The following is a 15,516-nucleotide window of genomic DNA, read 5'->3' as shown; positions in this document are numbered from 1 at the left end:
ATGCTGATCGATTTTTTCTACACGCTGAGGGACGCCAAGATCCCCGTCACCATCAAGGAATTCCTCACCTTGCTGGAGGCTTTGCAGAAGCAGGTGATCGACACCTCCTTCGATGATTTTTACTATCTGGCCCGCATCACACTGGTCAAGGACGAAGCACATTTCGATAAATTCGACCGCGCCTTCGGCCTGTATTTCAAAGGGATACAGGCGGCCTTCGAGCAGAACGGCACGATACCGCTGGACTGGCTGGTGCAGCGCATGAAACGCGAACTGAGCGAAGAACAGCGTGCCGCGCTGGAGAAATACGGCTACGACAAGCTGATGGACCGCCTGCAGGAACTGCTGAAAGAACAGAAGGAACGCCACGAAGGCGGCAACAAGTGGATAGGTACGGGCGGCACTTCGCCGTTCGGCCACGGCGGCACCAATCCGGAAGGCATACGCATCGGCGGCAAAGGCGGAAACCGCAGCGCCGTCAAAGTGTGGGAAGCGCGTAACTACAAGGACTACGACGGCGAACGGGAAATCGGTACGCGCAACATCAAGGTCGCGCTGCGCCGCCTGCGCAAATTTGCCCGCCTCGGCGCGGCCGAAGAGCTAGCGCTGGACGCCACCATCCGCGCCACCGCCAGCAACGCGGGCTACCTCGACATCAAGATGCAGCCGGAACGCAAGAACAACATCAAGGTGCTGATGCTGTTCGACGTGGGCGGCACCATGGACGACCACATCGAGCGCACGGAAGAACTGTTCTCGGCGGCCCGCAGCGAATTCAAGAACATGGAGTTCTTCTACTTCCACAACTGCGTGTACGACTACCTGTGGAAGAACAACCGCCGCCGTCATGCCGAACGCTTCCCTGCCTGGGACATCCTGCGCAAATATCCGCCCGATACCAAGCTGATTTTTGTCGGCGACGCCACCATGAGTCCCTATGAAATCCTGCAACCGGGCGGTTCGGTGGAGTACAACAATCCGGAAGCGGGGGCGGTCTGGCTGCAGCGCTTTACCGCAACCTTCCCCAAATTCGTCTGGCTCAATCCCGAACCGGCCGGCATCTGGCAATACCGCCAGTCCATCTCCATCATCGACCAGCTGATGAACCGCCGCATGTTCCCGCTCACCATGGACGGGCTGGAACGGGCCATGCGTACACTCAGCAAATAGCAGCAGATTCTGTAGGCAGCCACGCCACACTTAACTTGCAAGAGTGTGGCGTGTATCCCTGCACGCCGATACAATTACTAACAACCATCAACTTGTTCTCGCACCGGTCACCGTATAGCCTGTAGGCCCCTTGCCCAATCCGGATCTGCGATCATGCTACGTCCAAGAACAATTCGCCAGCGCCTGCTTCATTTGAACCGTCGCGAGACCTTGGCCGCACTGTTGCTTCTTGAGAGCTTTATATTCCTGCTGGATATAGATACCGGCGCCACCATTTCTTACGCACCGTTTCTCAGTGTACCGACCGCATTGGCCGCATGGTGGCTGGGCCGCTGGCCAGCCCTGTTGTTCGTGCTGCTTTCCAGTATCGCCAGAGTCACCGACTTCAATGCCATGCGGCCACCGCACGGCTCCACCCTGATGCTGCTATATGATCTGCTGCAAAGTGCCGCCTTCTACGGCTGTGTAGCGCTACTGGTCCTGGCACTGCGCCGTCAGCGCGACCATTTACTCCATCACGCCCGCCAGATCCACGCCACTGCCCGTCAGGAACGCCACCGGCGCTGGCTGGATTCGGCCATTCGGCGTGCCGTACCGACCGATGTCCCCGCCATCATCAAGCTCACCAGTGCGGCCGGCGAAGTCGGCAGCTTCGACAAAATAGTGACAGATAGCGTACATCAGGCGGCACTGGGAGCCACCTTCCAGGCCGGCATCCTGAATGGTACCGCGTTGCGGGACTTATGGACGGGCGGGCAAAGCACAGTTCCTATCGAATTCTGGGTCGCCGATGTCAAGGGTGAAGTGCGCAGCTACATGATGATACTGGGCGTAGACCAAAAGCAGATTCTGCCCCGTGAACTGCATGCCATGGTGGTCGATCCGCGCTATCGGGGCCAGGGACTGGGCAACCTGATGGTCGATTTCTTCTGCACCCACTACAAGCAGCGGACGCTGATCGCGGCCTGCCAGCCCGGCTCCGCCATGCGCCACATGCTGCAGAAGCGCGGTTTTCTGCATCTGGCGCAGTCCGACAAAGGCTACGAACTCCTGCGCCGTCCGGCCTGACACCCTCCCGTCCAGGCATCCCTTCATCCGCTGATATATCAAGCAACGCTGCCCCACCCCGTTTCCGGCTATGCAAGCGCAGCCGCAGAAACGGGCAGAATGTCACTGCCTCCCTGTAAAACAACGCCAATCAGCAGGCGCGCGTCGATTTTTTGCCGCGGTTGCCGCCAGTTGAGGATAGAATACGCAAACGTTCGCATAAAACTGTACATAAACACAGTAATTTAATTATCAGCTTGATCACGTATGGCCACTAAAAAACCCGTTTCCGACTATAGCGAATCATCCATCCGCGTCCTCAAGGGACTGGAACCAGTCAAGCAACGTCCGGGCATGTACACCCGCACCGAGAACCCGCTGCACATCATCCAGGAAGTGATCGACAATGCCTCCGACGAAGCGCTCGGTGGCCATTGCAAGAATATTATCGTGACGCAGAATGCCGACGGCAGCATCACCGTCGAGGATGATGGCCGTGGTATTCCCGTCGGCCTGCACCCCGACGAAGGCGTGCCGACGGTGGAAATCGTCTTCACCCGCCTGCACGCAGGCGGCAAGTTCGATAAAGGTTCGGGCGGTGCCTATGCCTTCTCGGGCGGTCTGCACGGAGTCGGCGTGTCGGTCACCAATGCGCTGTCCAAGCGCCTCGAGATCACGGTGTGGCGCAAGGAGCCGGACGGCACCGGCCTGCACAAGCTGGCCTTCGAACATGGCGACGTGGTGGAGCCGCTGGCTTCCGTGGTGGCGCCGCGCGACGGCAAGAAATCCGGTACCCGCGTCACCGCATGGCCGGACGGTAAATACTTCGATTCGCCGAATATCTCGCAAGTCGAGCTGCAACGCCTGCTGCGCTCCAAGGCCGTGCTGCTGCCCGGCGTTTCCGTTACGCTCAATAACGGCAAGACAGGCGAATCGCAAACGTGGAAATACGACGATGGTCTGCGCGGCTATCTGACCGAAACGCTGGCCCAGACGGGCAATGGCGAAACCCTGATTCCGCTGTTCGAAGGCGCCCAGTTTGCCGGCCCCGATGCGGAAGGCTTTGCCGAAGGCGAAGGCGCGGCATGGGTGGTGGCATGGACGGAAGAAGGCGCTATCGTGCGCGAGTCCTATGTCAACCTGATCCCGACCGTCAGCGGCGGCACCCACGAATCGGGCCTGCGCGACGGTCTGTATGGCGCCGTGAAGAGCTTCGTCGAACTGCACTCGCTGCTGCCGAAAGGCGTCAAGCTGCTGCCGGAAGACGTGTTTGCGCGCGTCTCCTTCGTGCTGTCGGCCAAAGTGCTGGACCCGCAATTCCAGGGCCAGACCAAAGAACGTCTGAACTCGCGCGATGCCGTGCGTCTGGTCTCGACCTTCTCCAAGCCAGCGCTGGAACTGTGGCTCAACCAGCACGTTGACCACGGCAAGAAGCTGGCCGAACTGGTCATCAAACAGGCGCAATCGCGTCTGCGCTCGCTGCAGAAAGTCGAGAAGAAAAAATCCTCGGGCGTAGCCGTTTTGCCGGGCAAGCTGACCGATTGCGAATCGTCCGATGTAACCCGCACCGAACTGTTCCTCGTCGAGGGTGATTCGGCCGGCGGCTCGGCCAAGATGGGCCGCGACAAGGAGTTTCAGGCCATTCTGCCGCTGCGCGGCAAGGTGCTGAATTCGTGGGAAACCGATAAGGACCGGCTGTTCGCCAACAACGAAATCCACGACATTGCCGTGGCCATCGGGGTTGATCCGCACACGGCCACCAGCACACCTGATCTGAGCGGTCTGCGCTACGGCAAAATCTGCATCCTCTCCGATGCGGACGTGGACGGCTCGCACATTCAGGTGCTGCTGCTGACGCTGTTCTTCCGTCACTTCCCGGCGCTTATCGCCAACGGCAATATCTGCATCGCCCGCCCACCACTGTACCGTGTGGATGCACCGGCACGCGGCAAGAAGCCTATCCAGAAGCTGTATGCGCTGGACGACGGCGAACTGACGGCCATCGAAGACAAGCTGCGTAAGGATGGCCTGAAAGAAGGCGCATGGTCGATCTCGCGCTTCAAAGGTCTGGGTGAAATGAACGCCGAACAGCTGTGGGAAACCACCATGAATCCTGATACGCGCCGTCTGCTGCCGGTTGCGCTGGGTGGCTTCGGCCTGACGGAAGCTTCGTCGCGCTTCAATATGCTGATGGGTAAAGGCGAAGCCGCCGCCCGTCGCGCATGGATCGAAGAACACGGTAACGAAGCCGACGCTGATATCTAACTATTACTGATCATGACTCAAGCAAATCTCTTTGACGAACCGGCCGGCGAGCCGGCCGCAAACAGCAACGCGTCGGCCAGCAAAGCCGGTGCACCTGCCCACCAAGCCGCGGCAAGCCCTGCCGCCGTAGAAGGCGATCTGTTCGAATCCGGCGACGACGTAGCGCTGGCCGATGACAACAGCAATGACACCGCACTGGAAAACAGCATGACCGACGCCAGCAATAGCGGCGATGGCCAGAGCAGCGACGGCGGTGATAACGGCAATGGCGACGACGGCAGCGGTAATGGTGACGGCGGTGACGGCAGCGATAATGGCGGCGGCGACGGTAACGGTGGCAATGGCGGCGAGGACAACGGCGTATTCGGCAACGGCGACGGTGGCGATGGCGGCGACTCGCTGACCCTGTCCACCTTCGCAGAACGGGCCTATCTGGATTACGCCATCTCGGTGGTCAAGGGCCGCGCCCTGCCCGACGTGTGCGATGGCCAGAAACCCGTACAGCGCCGCATTCTGTACGCGATGAACGAAATGGGTCTGAACTCCACCGCCAAGCCGCGTAAATCGGCCACCGTGGTGGGTGACGTGCTCGGTAAGCTGCACCCGCACGGCGACCAGTCGGTGTACGACGCCATGGTGCGTATGGCGCAGGACTTCTCGCTGCGCTACCCGCTGATCGACGGTCAGGGTAACTTCGGTTCGCGCGACGGCGACGGCGCCGCAGCGATGCGATACACGGAAGCCCGTTTGACCCCGATCGCCAAAGTGCTGCTGGACGAAATCAATCTGGGCACGGTGGAATTCCAGGCCAACTACGACGGTTCGACGGAAGAACCATCGCTGCTGCCTGCCCGCCTGCCGATGGTGCTGCTGAACGGCGCTTCCGGTATTGCGGTCGGTCTGGCGACGGAAATCCCGTCGCACAATCTGACCGAAGTGGCACAGGCCACAGTGGCCATGATCAAGAACCCGAAGATCAGCCACAGCGAACTGATGGAACTGATCCCCGGCCCGGACTTCCCCGGCGGCGGCCAGATCATCACTCCTGCCTCGCAGATCAGCGATATGTACGCCACCGGCCGTGGCAGCATGAAGGTGCGGGCGCGCTGGAAGATCGAAGAACTGGCACGCGGCCAATGGCAGGCAGTGGTAACGGAACTGCCACCCGGTACTTCGGCCCAGAAGGTGCTGGAAGAAATCGAAGAGCTGACCAATCCGAAAATCAAGCTGGGCAAGAAAACCCTGTCGCCGGAACAGCTGGCGCTGAAGTCACTGATCCTCAATTCGCTCGACACCATCCGCGACGAATCGGGCCGCGCTGCACCCGTGCGTCTGGTATTCGAGCCGAAGTCGAAGAATCAGGACCAGACCGAATTCATGCTGCTGTTGCTGGCGCATACCTCGCTGGAATCGTCGGCCTCCATCAATCTGGTGATGATAGGCGGCGATGGCCGCCCGCGCCAGAAAGGTCTGTCCGAAATTCTGCAGGAATGGATCACCTTCCGCTTCGCCACCGTGACCCGCCGCAGCCAGTACAAGCTGGGCAAGGTCGATGCGCGCATCCATATTCTGGAAGGCCGCGAGACCATCTTGCTGAATATCGATGAAGTGATCCACATCATCCGTAATTCGGACGAGCCGAAAGCGGCGCTGATGGAACGCTTCCGCCTGTCGGAAATTCAGGCTGAAGATATTCTGGAAATCCGCCTGCGCCAGCTGGCCCGTCTGGAAGCCATCAAGATTCAGCAGGAACTGGCCGAACTGCGCAAAGAGAAAGGCATCCTGCAGGACCTGCTGGACAACCCGAACTCGATGAAGCGCGCCATCATCAAGGAAATCGAAACGGACACCAAGCAGTATGGCGATGCGCGCCGTACCCTGATCGAAGAAGCCCAGAAAGCCGTAGTAGAACAGAAGGTAGTGGACGAACCGGTCACCGTCATCATTTCGGAAAAAGGCTGGATCCGTGCGCGCAGCGGCATCGGCCACGACTCGGCCCAGTTCACCTTCAAGGCGGGCGACAGCCTGTATGGCGCGTTCGAATGCCGCACGGTGGATCACTTGCTGGCCTTCGGCAGCAACGGCAAGATCTACTCTGTGCCGGTGGCTGCGCTACCGAACGCGCGTGGCGATGGCGTGCCGATTACCACGCTGATCGATCTGGCTAGCGGCAGCCGCATCCTGCATTACTACGCCGGTAGCGCCAGCACCCAGATGATGCTGACCACCAGCGCCGGCTTCGGCTTCGTCGCCAAGGCAGGCGATATGGTCAGCCGCATCAAGGGCGGCAAAAACTACATCACGCTGGACGAAGGCGCCACCCCGCTGCCACCGGCTGTCATCCCCGATACGGCCAGCGCCGTAGCGGTACTGTCGGCCAACGCACGCGTGCTGGTGTTCGGTCTGGACGAAATGAAGGTGCTGACCAACGGCGGCCGTGGCGTGATCCTGATGGAGCTGGAGGACAAGGAAACCCTGATCGCGGCCCAGCCTATCAGCCAGAAAGGCGTAATTGTTTCCGGCATCGGCCGTGCTTCCAAGCCGCAGGAAGAACGTCTGTCGGCATCGGCACTGGCGGTCCACTTCGGCAAGCGCGCCCGCAAAGGCAAGGCGCTGGCTACCAAGCTGAAGCCGACCACGCTGACGCCGATAGTCTAGGCTCCGGTCTTCACTGTCGCTAATGCTCTGACCATGAAAAAAAGCATAAAAAAAGTAGCCGATTTGATGCTGGACGCGATTTTTCTCGTGCAGGATCATGGTCAGATCGTCTTCGTCAATCAAGCCGCCTGTGCCATCCTCGGCTACCGCCCCGAGGAACTGGTGGGACGCAATCTACGTGAATTTGTCTATTCCAAGGATCTTGCCAGCACAGAAGCGGCGATGGCGAAAGTCCTGCAAGGCCAGCATTCCCGCAATTTCGAAAACCGCTATGTGCGCAAAGATGGGACTATCGCCCACCTGCAATGGAACGCCTACTGGATGGCCGAGGAACAGATCCGGATAGGCGTGGCGCGCGATGTAACGGAACGGGTGCAGTTATCGCGCACCTACGAGTCCATGGCCGAACTGGCCACTGCAGCGCACCATTCAGGCACGCTGGAAATGCTCTGCAACAGCTTCTACGCCATCCTGCAACGCCGCACATTCTGCCGTGGACTGGCTCTCGTTCTAGACGGCGGGCGCTGGTCCTACGTTGCCTGTGGCGAGATGGCGCAGGAGGCGGCCACCTTGCGGCATTACCCGCTGGAGCAGGCCGGTATCAAGATCGGTGAATTGCAGATCTCTCTGGAAAGCCCGCACAGCGACGACGAGGAGATCCTCCGCTTCACAGCGATGCAGGCCAGTGCGGCCATCCAGCGCATTACTTTGCAGGCTGAATTGCTGGATGCAGCCCAGTACGACGAGCTGACTGGTCTGCCGAACCGCCGGCTATTCCAGGACCGGGTGCAGTCCGCCATACTGCGGGCGCAGCGCGACAGCAGCGGCGGCGCCTTGCTGTTTATCGACCTGAATGATTTCAAGGCCATCAATGATGAACACGGCCATGACGTGGGTGACCTGCTGCTCAAGACCATCGCCGCCAGAATTTCCCTATGTGTCAGATCGGTCGACACCGTTGCCCGCATCGGCGGCGATGAGTTTGTCGCCGTACTGGAGAGCGTTGCCAGTTCCGAACAGGCCGAAGTAGTGATCGACAAGATCCGCCACGCCGTGGCACAGCCAGTGCTGCTGAACGATATCTGCCTGCATCCGTCCGCCAGCATAGGATTGGCGCTCTACTTACAGCATGGCGATAGCCTGCGGGAGTTGATGCGCCACGCCGACGTGGAAATGTACGCCGATAAAATGCGGCAGAAATCTGCCACCGTCGGCGTACGTCACTGAATCCGCTCTACTCGCCTATTAATTCGCCTGACGGGAATACAGATCGATGATGGTGCTGATCGCGTCGGCGCAGACGGCGCAGAACTTCTCGCTACGGTCGAACATAATGCACTGCATCTGCGGACGGTAGTAGCCGCTCGCTTCATAGTTAGCCCCCTCGAACGCGCCTACTGCATGATAGTGCGGATCGGGCGTGAACAGCGCCGTGCTCTCGGCCAGATCTTTCTTGAACAATGCGCTCATTTCCGCTTCCGGACGCTGCGCTGCACGCAAGGCCGCACGTTCCTTCTGATAGGCGCGCGAAGCGGTTTCGTAAGTCTGCTTAGGCCATGGCGTCGGCAGAGACGTGCCTGCCGTAACAAAGCGCTTCCATTTCAGATTGGCCGGATCGCGCAGCGCCGTAGCATTCGGTTCCCATGGTTCGGGACGGGCTGCACCCGACTGATAGGCCACCGGCGAGGTGTAGTACTCGTCGGCCAGACCGGCAAAGTGGTGGCCGAATTCGTGCACGAACAGGTAGTTAGCCCAATCGTTATTCGCGGCCGCCGTACTGAACTGGCCAAAGATACCACCACCGCCATAGGTCTCGTTATTCACCAGAATTTCGATGAACTCGTAAGGAGCATACTGCGCCAGTTCGCGCAGGGCGCGGTTATCGGTGGTCAGCACATAGCGCTCGCTACCGAAGATGTCGTAGCGTGTACCCAGCGGCGAAGCGTGATGCACACCGGTGGATGGACGCGAGACGCCCGATTCTGCTGTCGGCATGGCCAGTGCCCACACGTTAAAGTCGCTGGCGCGTTCCTTGAACGGCGAAGTAGCAAACAGATGGTCGGCCAGTTTGCGCGCGCTGGCTTCGAACTTCGACAGTTCCGCTGCGGTGTAGCCATCGCCCACGATGAGCAGGTCGACCTTCTGCGGCGACGGGCCATTGACGCGGATCGCAATCGGCTTGACCGGTGCGGCGGGCAGCTTGCGTACCACGTCCATGGCATCGGTATCGATTTCGGCCGTCCACACGACCGAGAAGGCATTACGGTCATCACGCTTGAGGATGCGCACGCGCACTGGCCGGTCAGGTTTCGGGAAACGTACGGACTCCTGAAAGCCTCGGTTGGCATGCTGCGCTTCTTCGGTGGTGCGCCATTCGGCAAATATGGTGGAGAAACCGCGCGAATACAGTAGCTCGCCGGTTTTACTGTCCACCACTTCCAGCATGTTATTGCCACGGTTGGTGTCATCGATGGCGCGGCGCATATCGCCTGCCCACGGCAGCGGTTCAATCACCACGCGTTCGAGCGCGTAGTTCTCGTTGAGCGCATTCCCGCTATGCATATAATCCACCCGCACAGTGGCCGACTGGGTGGCCTTGACGGAAGCGGCGGCAACGGCGGCGGCACTGGCCGCAGCGTGTACCGAAAGCGGCAGCAGTGCGGTCAGGCCGCAAGTGAGCGCTAGCGCGCTGGCCAGAGCACGCAGCGGCGTGCGGGAAACAAACAGGGACATGATCTTCCTATCGGTGAAATATGGCAGGCCATCATTCTAATCCGGCCAGCGCAGCGGCGGCATGCAGCGACGCTAGTTCTTTTGCGGCAGCGACTGACTAAGTGACGAACTAAGCGACTGGCCGATATCGAGCGGGCGGATATCGAGCCGCATATTCAGGATGGAATAGCTTTGCTGCGCAGCCGAGGCGTAGCCCACGCTGTCACGGGTTTTGCTGAAGGTGAACTGGAAGCCCAGTTCCGGTAGCGGCGAATTGCGCCCGCTGGTGGCAATGCCGATGGCTTCGCTGCGACGATTGTTGATCAGATTTTCCATCAACTCCATCAGCGCATTGCGCGCCAGTATATCGGCGGAAAACACGGGTTGCGCCATCTGTACGGCACGCTGATCGAGCTTGCCGCCCGCCTTGGCCTGAGAAGGAATAAAGGTATGGCTGGACAGGTCGTAACGGTCGCCCTTGTCCAGATAGCTGAGCATGGCATTGGCGACGTTAAAGCCGCCATGGCTGGCATCCGTGGTGGCGCGGCGCAGATCTACCAGCAGCGCGCCGCGATGGCCGACGATTTCCACCTGCCGGCGGCTATCCACCACCATGGCGGTATTTTCATCGATACCGAGGCCGAACTTGTAGCCCTTCTTCAGCATGGCCGGTATCATGCGGGCGAAGCGCCCGCGCACGAGGAAGTGCTGGTCAACGAATACATCGTCACCGATGAAGCCCAGCCCCGGCGCAATCTCGCGCCCTTCCGTCACACCGGCCCGCAGCGCGGAAAACACCGGGCCCGGTGCATAGAACATGGTGCTGCTCATGATGGCGGCACCAGCGCTATTTCCGGCCACCACGCCACCATTGCGGTACAGATCCCACACGGCATCGAGCACGGCACTGCGGCTGCCGTCCGGCCGCACCAGCGCCTGCGTGATGCGGGCCTGATCGCCACCGGCAAAGAACACGCCGCCCGCACTGCGCACAGCATCGGCTAGTTGCGGATCGTCGGCCACCTGGCGGTAATCGCTATCGGCCAGTTTTACGGCTAGCGGCACCAGAAACGCGTCGGCGCCATACATGCGGAAGCGCTCGACGATGGCGGCACCGACGGGGACGGGATCGGCCGCGGCAGAAGGCAGCACGGCCAGCTTGGCGCCGGGGCCACCGGCCAGCTGGACGATGCGCTGCCATACCTCGGCATTGTCCGCCTGCAGATTACCGCCGATGATGACCAGCGAGCCTTTGGGCGCATCCGCTGCAGCCTGCGCCGCGCCAAAAGGCACGGCCAGCATCAATGCTGCCTGCACTACCCGCTGCCACCATGTATCCGCCCTACGCATTGCCGCCTCCGCAAAGAAAAAGGGATGGCGCTACACACGCCATCCCTTCAATATACCTGATTTTTTGCCGGCTGCTAGCGGTAGCGATAGAGCGGCGCCTGTAACTGTATCGGCCGCACATCCATGCGTAACTTCAGCACGGAGTAAGCCTCCACTTCGGTCGAGCTATAGCCGACACTGTTGATAGTTTTACTAAATCTGAACTCGAAACCGATATCGGGATAGGCATCGCGCGGATTGCCAAAAGCGATACCGATGGCTTCCTGCTGGGCGTTGTCGATCAGATTGACCATCAGATCCAGCACGGCGTTATTCCCCAGTATGTCGTTGGTGAATACGGGTTCGCGGGTTTCCGGCTGATTCGGATCGAGTTTGTTGTCGGCTTTATCGGGCGACGGGGTGAATTCGCGCGTCACCAGATTGAATTTATCGCCCCGGTCCAGATAGCTGATGGTGGCATTGCTGATGTTAAAGCCCTTGATGCCACGATCGGTAATCGCGGCCGACAGGTCGAGCAGCAGTGCCCCGCTATAGCCGATGATTTCCACGTCGCGTTTGGCATTGACCACCATGGCCGTATTTTCATCGATGCCCAGACCGATCTGGTAACCCTTCTTCAGCATCACAGGAATCATGCGGGCAAAGCGGCCCCGTACCAGCAAGTGCTGGTCGACAAACACATCGTCACCGATGAAGCCCAGTCCAGCCGAAATCTCGTTACCTTCCGTGACGCCTTGCTTGAGCATTTCCAGCGTGCTCTTGGCGTCGTAGAACATGGTGGTACTCATGATGGCTGCACCGGCGCTGGAGCCGGCGATCACGCCGCCGTCGCGGTACACATCCCACACGGCATCCAGTGCCGCCGTATGCTTGCCGTCCGGCCGTACCAGCGCACGGGTAATCCGCGCCTGATCGCCGCCGGTAAAGTAGATGCCGGTGGCCGAATGAATCGCCGCCACCACTTCCGGATCTTCTGCCGCCTTGCGGTAGTCGCTATTGGGCAGGGTGACGCCGAGCGGAATGAAGAAGGCCTGTGCGCCGTACTGATTGAGTTTGTTGATGGTGTTCTGGGCCGACTGCTCGGGATTGATCGAGGCCGAGCCGAATACGCCGATTCGGGCGCCCTTGCCGCCTGCCAGCTGGACGATGCGCTGCCAGACTTCCGCATTGTCGGCACGCAGACCGCCGCCGATGATAACCAGATTGCCGGCCGGTGGTGCCAGCACCGGCTTGGGCGGCGGCACCGCCTTGGCCGGTTTGCTCGAGCTTTTTGCGGCCTGCTGCGGTTTGCTGGCCGGCGCTTTGGCGGCCGGCGTGCTGACCGCTACCTGTGCCGCCTGCACACTGGCGCCGCACAGCAGCAGCCATAGCAATAGCACTCGCAGTAGCTTAAAACCTGAGAAATTCATGTAGCCCTTCCTAGTAAAACCGGCGCCGCACTCACGCGCGGCGCCGTCGTAGCGCAGATCATACCAATCAATTGGCCGCTCTGGCTTAATGCATCATTACGTTACTTTACTTGAAAGCGTAATTAGCCGTGGCAAAGATGCGACGACCACGAGGATCGGTGTAGGTCGGATCATAGCCGGAGATGAAGTAGAAGGCCTGATTCGAGTACGGTGGCGCCGTATCGAGCAGGTTCTGCACGCCGGCGCGCAGTTTCAGCGCCTTGTTCACCTGCCATGCACCCGACAGATCCCACAGCGAGTAGGCTTTCACACGGTTTTTCGCAACCACCGAACCATCGTCGATATTAATTGCCGTGTTCTGGTCTTCATAGCCGCTCGAATAGGTGTTCGACAGGCTGGCCGAGAACGGGCCTTTATCCCAGTCGAAGGTGATGGTGTGGCGCCAGCGCTGCACCACGCTATCCGTGACAAAGCGGCCCAGATTGCTCAGGTAGACATCGCCCACGCTGTTCTGGATCTTCGAATTCAGCACATAGGTGCCGGACAGATGGCCACCGAAGCGGCCCAGTGCCGTCTGCACGCCACGATAGTCGATCGTCAGGTCCAGACCGGAGGCAATCTGCGCGCCGCGGTTTTCCTTGCGCAGTTCGATGTAGTTGATCAGACCATCTTCATCGCGGTGTACCAGATCACCATACTTGGCCAGATTGCCGAGGATAACGTCGTCACCCAGTTCGCTAATCAGGTCGGTGCGCTTGATGTTCCAGTAGTCCAGCGACAGCGAAGCATTCTTCACTGGCTCCAGCACCATGCCCAGCGAGTACTGGCGGCTGCGCTCAGGTTTCAGCTTGTCGTTGGAATAGCGGCGGGTATCCCAGTTGTCGGCGCAATCGGCGAAGTTGTTATCCACCGTGGCGCAGTACACCGGATCCGGCAGCGTGGCGGTGGAACTGAACACGGTAGGACGGTACAGATCGGACATCGATGGTGCGCGGAAGCCACGGCCCGCCGAAGCGCGGAACAGCATGGTCTTGCTCGGGGTGTAGCTCAGGCCCACTTTCGGGCTGGCCGCACCGCCCACCACCTGATAGTGGTCGTAACGGGCCGACACCTGCGCCTGCAGCTGCTTGGTGAACGGCAGCAGCAGCTCGCCATACACAGCCTGCACGCTGCGCTTGTCGCTGGTGGCGCGGCCACCTTCCGGTGCAAAGTCGTTGTTGATGTTATCGCTCATCAGCAGTGCCGACGGCGTGAAGTCGGTGCGCTCGTGGCGCACTTCACCGCCGATCGCCATGGCAGCATCGCCGCCGCCCATGGCACCCAGCGTATGCGAGACCTTGAAGTCGATCGAATCCATCACGCCGCGCGCATGGCGCACATCGTCATTGACCTGGATCGAATCGAGCAGGGCCACGCCGGCAGCGCTGGAAGGGCCGAACGGATTGATCAGACCATTGTAGATACCTTCCATCAGTTTGTCGTACAGCACGTAGCCGTGGGTATCCTTGTCCTTGATGGTATTCACGCTGTGGTTCAGGCCCACGTCGTAATCCCAGCCGCCGGCGCTACCCGTCAGGCCCAGCACGATGCGCTGGCTTTCGCTGGTCAGTTCACTGGTACGGCGGCCCGCTTCGTTGAGGCGCATACGCAGGGTGACATCGCCCACCACATCGTCGTCGGCGCTGGCAGCTTCCGATTCCAGGTCATATTTGGCCAGTGCCGGAATGCGCTTGTAATTGACCACGCCCGTCACCCGCGCCGACGAACCCACGTAGTAAGTCTTGGAGCGGCTCAGCGCCACTTCGGCAAACAGCTGGTTGTCCGGATTGATCTGCAGCACGCCGCGCGACAGCAGATTGACCTTGTCCGACTTCGGATACAGCTCGGTGTCACCCATGTAGTTGTAAGTACAGGCATCCACCCCGCCAGTACCATTCGGCAGGTACAGATTGGCCGGTGGTGCGCAATTAGGCTGCGACAGATTGATGGTGCGGTTGGTGATCGGTTTGCCGTTGATGGTAAAGCCCTGCTCCTGCAGGTAATCACGCTGGGCGCCGGTCAGGCGGATATTGGCCGGACTGGTATAGCCGGATAGCAGGTGCGGCAGGCGTTCGGCGATCTTCAGGTCGTCGATAAATTTGCGCTGCGAAGTATTCAGTGCCCCCGTGCGCTGTACGTCCACCACGGCGAAGACGTTGTAGCCATCGCGGCCCAGATCGCCCGTCCCCGCGCTCAGGCTGGCGGTGCGCTTGCCAGCGCCGCCTTCCTGCGTTTTGCTGCCATAGGCATTCAGTTCCAGCCCTTGGAAGTCCTTGCGGGTGATGAAGTTGATCACACCGCCGATAGCGTCCGTGCCGTACAGCGCGGAAGCGCCGTCCAGCAGCACTTCCACGCGCTGGATGGCAGCGGCAGGGATGTTATTCAGATCGACGCCCGTGTCGTCGCCGGGCGAAGCGAAGTTGGCCATGCGGCGGCCATTCAGCAGCACCAGCGTGGACGAGGTGCCGATGCCGCGCAGGTTGGCACTGTTAAAACCGCGCTGGTCGCCGCCCACATTGATGGAGGCGCCATCGGTCAGGCCGCCCACGTTGGCCGACACGCGCGCCATCAGTTCGGATGCGGTGGTCACGCCGGCCTTGTCGATTTCTTCACGGGTGATGACCTGCACCGGCAATGCGGTTTCGGATTCGATGCGGCGGATCGCCGAACCGGTGATTTCCACCTTGGGCACCGGCACAGCGCTAACGGCCGCTTCCTGCGCCTGTACCTGCTGCATCAGGCCAGCCACGGCCCCCACTCCCAGCGCCAGCTTGATCGCCAGCGCCATATTCGAAACCTGCAATTTGCGTGTTGCACCCATGTTTTGCTCTCTCAGTTGAAGAAATGATTACATTAAACTAACTGT

The 15,516-nt window shown here is 60.2% G+C and carries 9 protein-coding genes; 5 read left to right on the top strand and 4 right to left on the bottom strand.

Going from position 1 to position 15,516, the window contains the following annotated elements; genetic code table 11:
- The 5 genes from ABNT42_RS08785 to ABNT42_RS08765 all read left to right on the top strand — a co-directional run bounded on the left by ABNT42_RS08785 (position 1) and on the right by ABNT42_RS08765 (position 8,367).
- Positions 1–1,170: a hypothetical protein gene (locus ABNT42_RS08785; RefSeq protein ID WP_348696295.1), complete on the top strand. Its 1,170-nt coding sequence runs from the start codon at positions 1–3 to the stop codon at positions 1,168–1,170.
- 210 nt (positions 1,171–1,380) lie between these two features.
- Complete coding sequence (locus ABNT42_RS08780; protein ID WP_348696294.1) at positions 1,381–2,238, top strand: GNAT family N-acetyltransferase; 858 nt, start codon at positions 1,381–1,383, stop codon at positions 2,236–2,238.
- A 246-nt stretch (positions 2,239–2,484) separates the two neighbouring features.
- The gene (locus tag ABNT42_RS08775; RefSeq protein ID WP_155432855.1) at positions 2,485–4,482 is read left to right on the top strand and encodes a DNA topoisomerase IV subunit B; all 1,998 of its coding nucleotides are present in this window, start codon (positions 2,485–2,487) and stop codon (positions 4,480–4,482) included.
- Between the two features lie 12 nt (positions 4,483–4,494).
- A complete protein-coding gene (parC, locus tag ABNT42_RS08770) occupies positions 4,495–7,140 on the top strand; it encodes a DNA topoisomerase IV subunit A (RefSeq protein ID WP_348696293.1) in 2,646 nt (881 codons plus the stop codon).
- A 33-nt stretch (positions 7,141–7,173) separates the two neighbouring features.
- Entirely contained in the window at positions 7,174–8,367 is a 1,194-nt protein-coding gene (locus ABNT42_RS08765; protein ID WP_348696292.1) for a sensor domain-containing diguanylate cyclase, read from the top strand.
- Positions 8,368–8,385: 18 nt separating this feature from the next.
- On the opposite strand, the gene ABNT42_RS08760 is transcribed toward ABNT42_RS08765, so the two are convergent.
- The 4 genes from ABNT42_RS08760 to ABNT42_RS08745 all read right to left on the bottom strand — a co-directional run bounded on the left by ABNT42_RS08760 (position 8,386) and on the right by ABNT42_RS08745 (position 15,471).
- The gene (locus ABNT42_RS08760) at positions 8,386–9,873 is read right to left on the bottom strand and encodes a M64 family metallopeptidase (protein WP_348696291.1); all 1,488 of its coding nucleotides are present in this window, start codon (positions 9,871–9,873) and stop codon (positions 8,386–8,388) included.
- A 72-nt stretch (positions 9,874–9,945) separates the two neighbouring features.
- Positions 9,946–11,202 carry a cyanophycinase gene (locus ABNT42_RS08755; RefSeq protein ID WP_348696290.1) on the bottom strand — a complete coding sequence of 419 codons (1,257 nt, stop codon included), beginning with the start codon at positions 11,200–11,202 and terminating at the stop codon, positions 9,946–9,948.
- 74 nt (positions 11,203–11,276) lie between these two features.
- Complete coding sequence (locus ABNT42_RS08750) at positions 11,277–12,611, bottom strand: cyanophycinase (protein ID WP_348696289.1); 1,335 nt, start codon at positions 12,609–12,611, stop codon at positions 11,277–11,279.
- Positions 12,612–12,717: 106 nt separating this feature from the next.
- Positions 12,718–15,471, bottom strand: coding sequence for a TonB-dependent receptor (locus ABNT42_RS08745; protein ID WP_348696288.1), 2,754 nt, complete (start codon positions 15,469–15,471; stop codon positions 12,718–12,720).
- Between the last annotated feature and the right edge of the window lie 45 nt (positions 15,472–15,516).

The sequence above is a fragment of the Duganella fentianensis genome (genome assembly GCF_964031615.1).
In the GTDB taxonomy this organism is placed as follows: domain Bacteria; phylum Pseudomonadota; class Gammaproteobacteria; order Burkholderiales; family Burkholderiaceae_D; genus Rugamonas; species Rugamonas fentianensis_A.
The sequence above is the reverse complement of the archived record's forward strand: the minus strand, read 5'-3'. Positions and strand labels throughout refer to the sequence as shown.

What these genes read in the sequence shown, in the direction of transcription:
- ABNT42_RS08785 (WP_348696295.1), top strand. Translation starts at nt 1, where the DNA reads ATGCTGATCGATTTTTTCTACACGCTGAGGGACGCCAAGATCCCCGTC.
- ABNT42_RS08775 (WP_155432855.1), top strand. Translation starts at nt 2,485, where the DNA reads ATGGCCACTAAAAAACCCGTTTCCGACTATAGCGAATCATCCATCCGC.
- parC (WP_348696293.1), top strand. Translation starts at nt 4,495, where the DNA reads ATGACTCAAGCAAATCTCTTTGACGAACCGGCCGGCGAGCCGGCCGCA.
- ABNT42_RS08765 (WP_348696292.1), top strand. Translation starts at nt 7,174, where the DNA reads ATGAAAAAAAGCATAAAAAAAGTAGCCGATTTGATGCTGGACGCGATT.
- ABNT42_RS08760 (WP_348696291.1), bottom strand. Translation starts at nt 9,873, where the DNA reads ATGTCCCTGTTTGTTTCCCGCACGCCGCTGCGTGCTCTGGCCAGCGCG.
- ABNT42_RS08755 (WP_348696290.1), bottom strand. Translation starts at nt 11,202, where the DNA reads ATGCGTAGGGCGGATACATGGTGGCAGCGGGTAGTGCAGGCAGCATTG.
- ABNT42_RS08750 (WP_348696289.1), bottom strand. Translation starts at nt 12,611, where the DNA reads ATGAATTTCTCAGGTTTTAAGCTACTGCGAGTGCTATTGCTATGGCTG.
- ABNT42_RS08745 (WP_348696288.1), bottom strand. Translation starts at nt 15,471, where the DNA reads ATGGGTGCAACACGCAAATTGCAGGTTTCGAATATGGCGCTGGCGATC.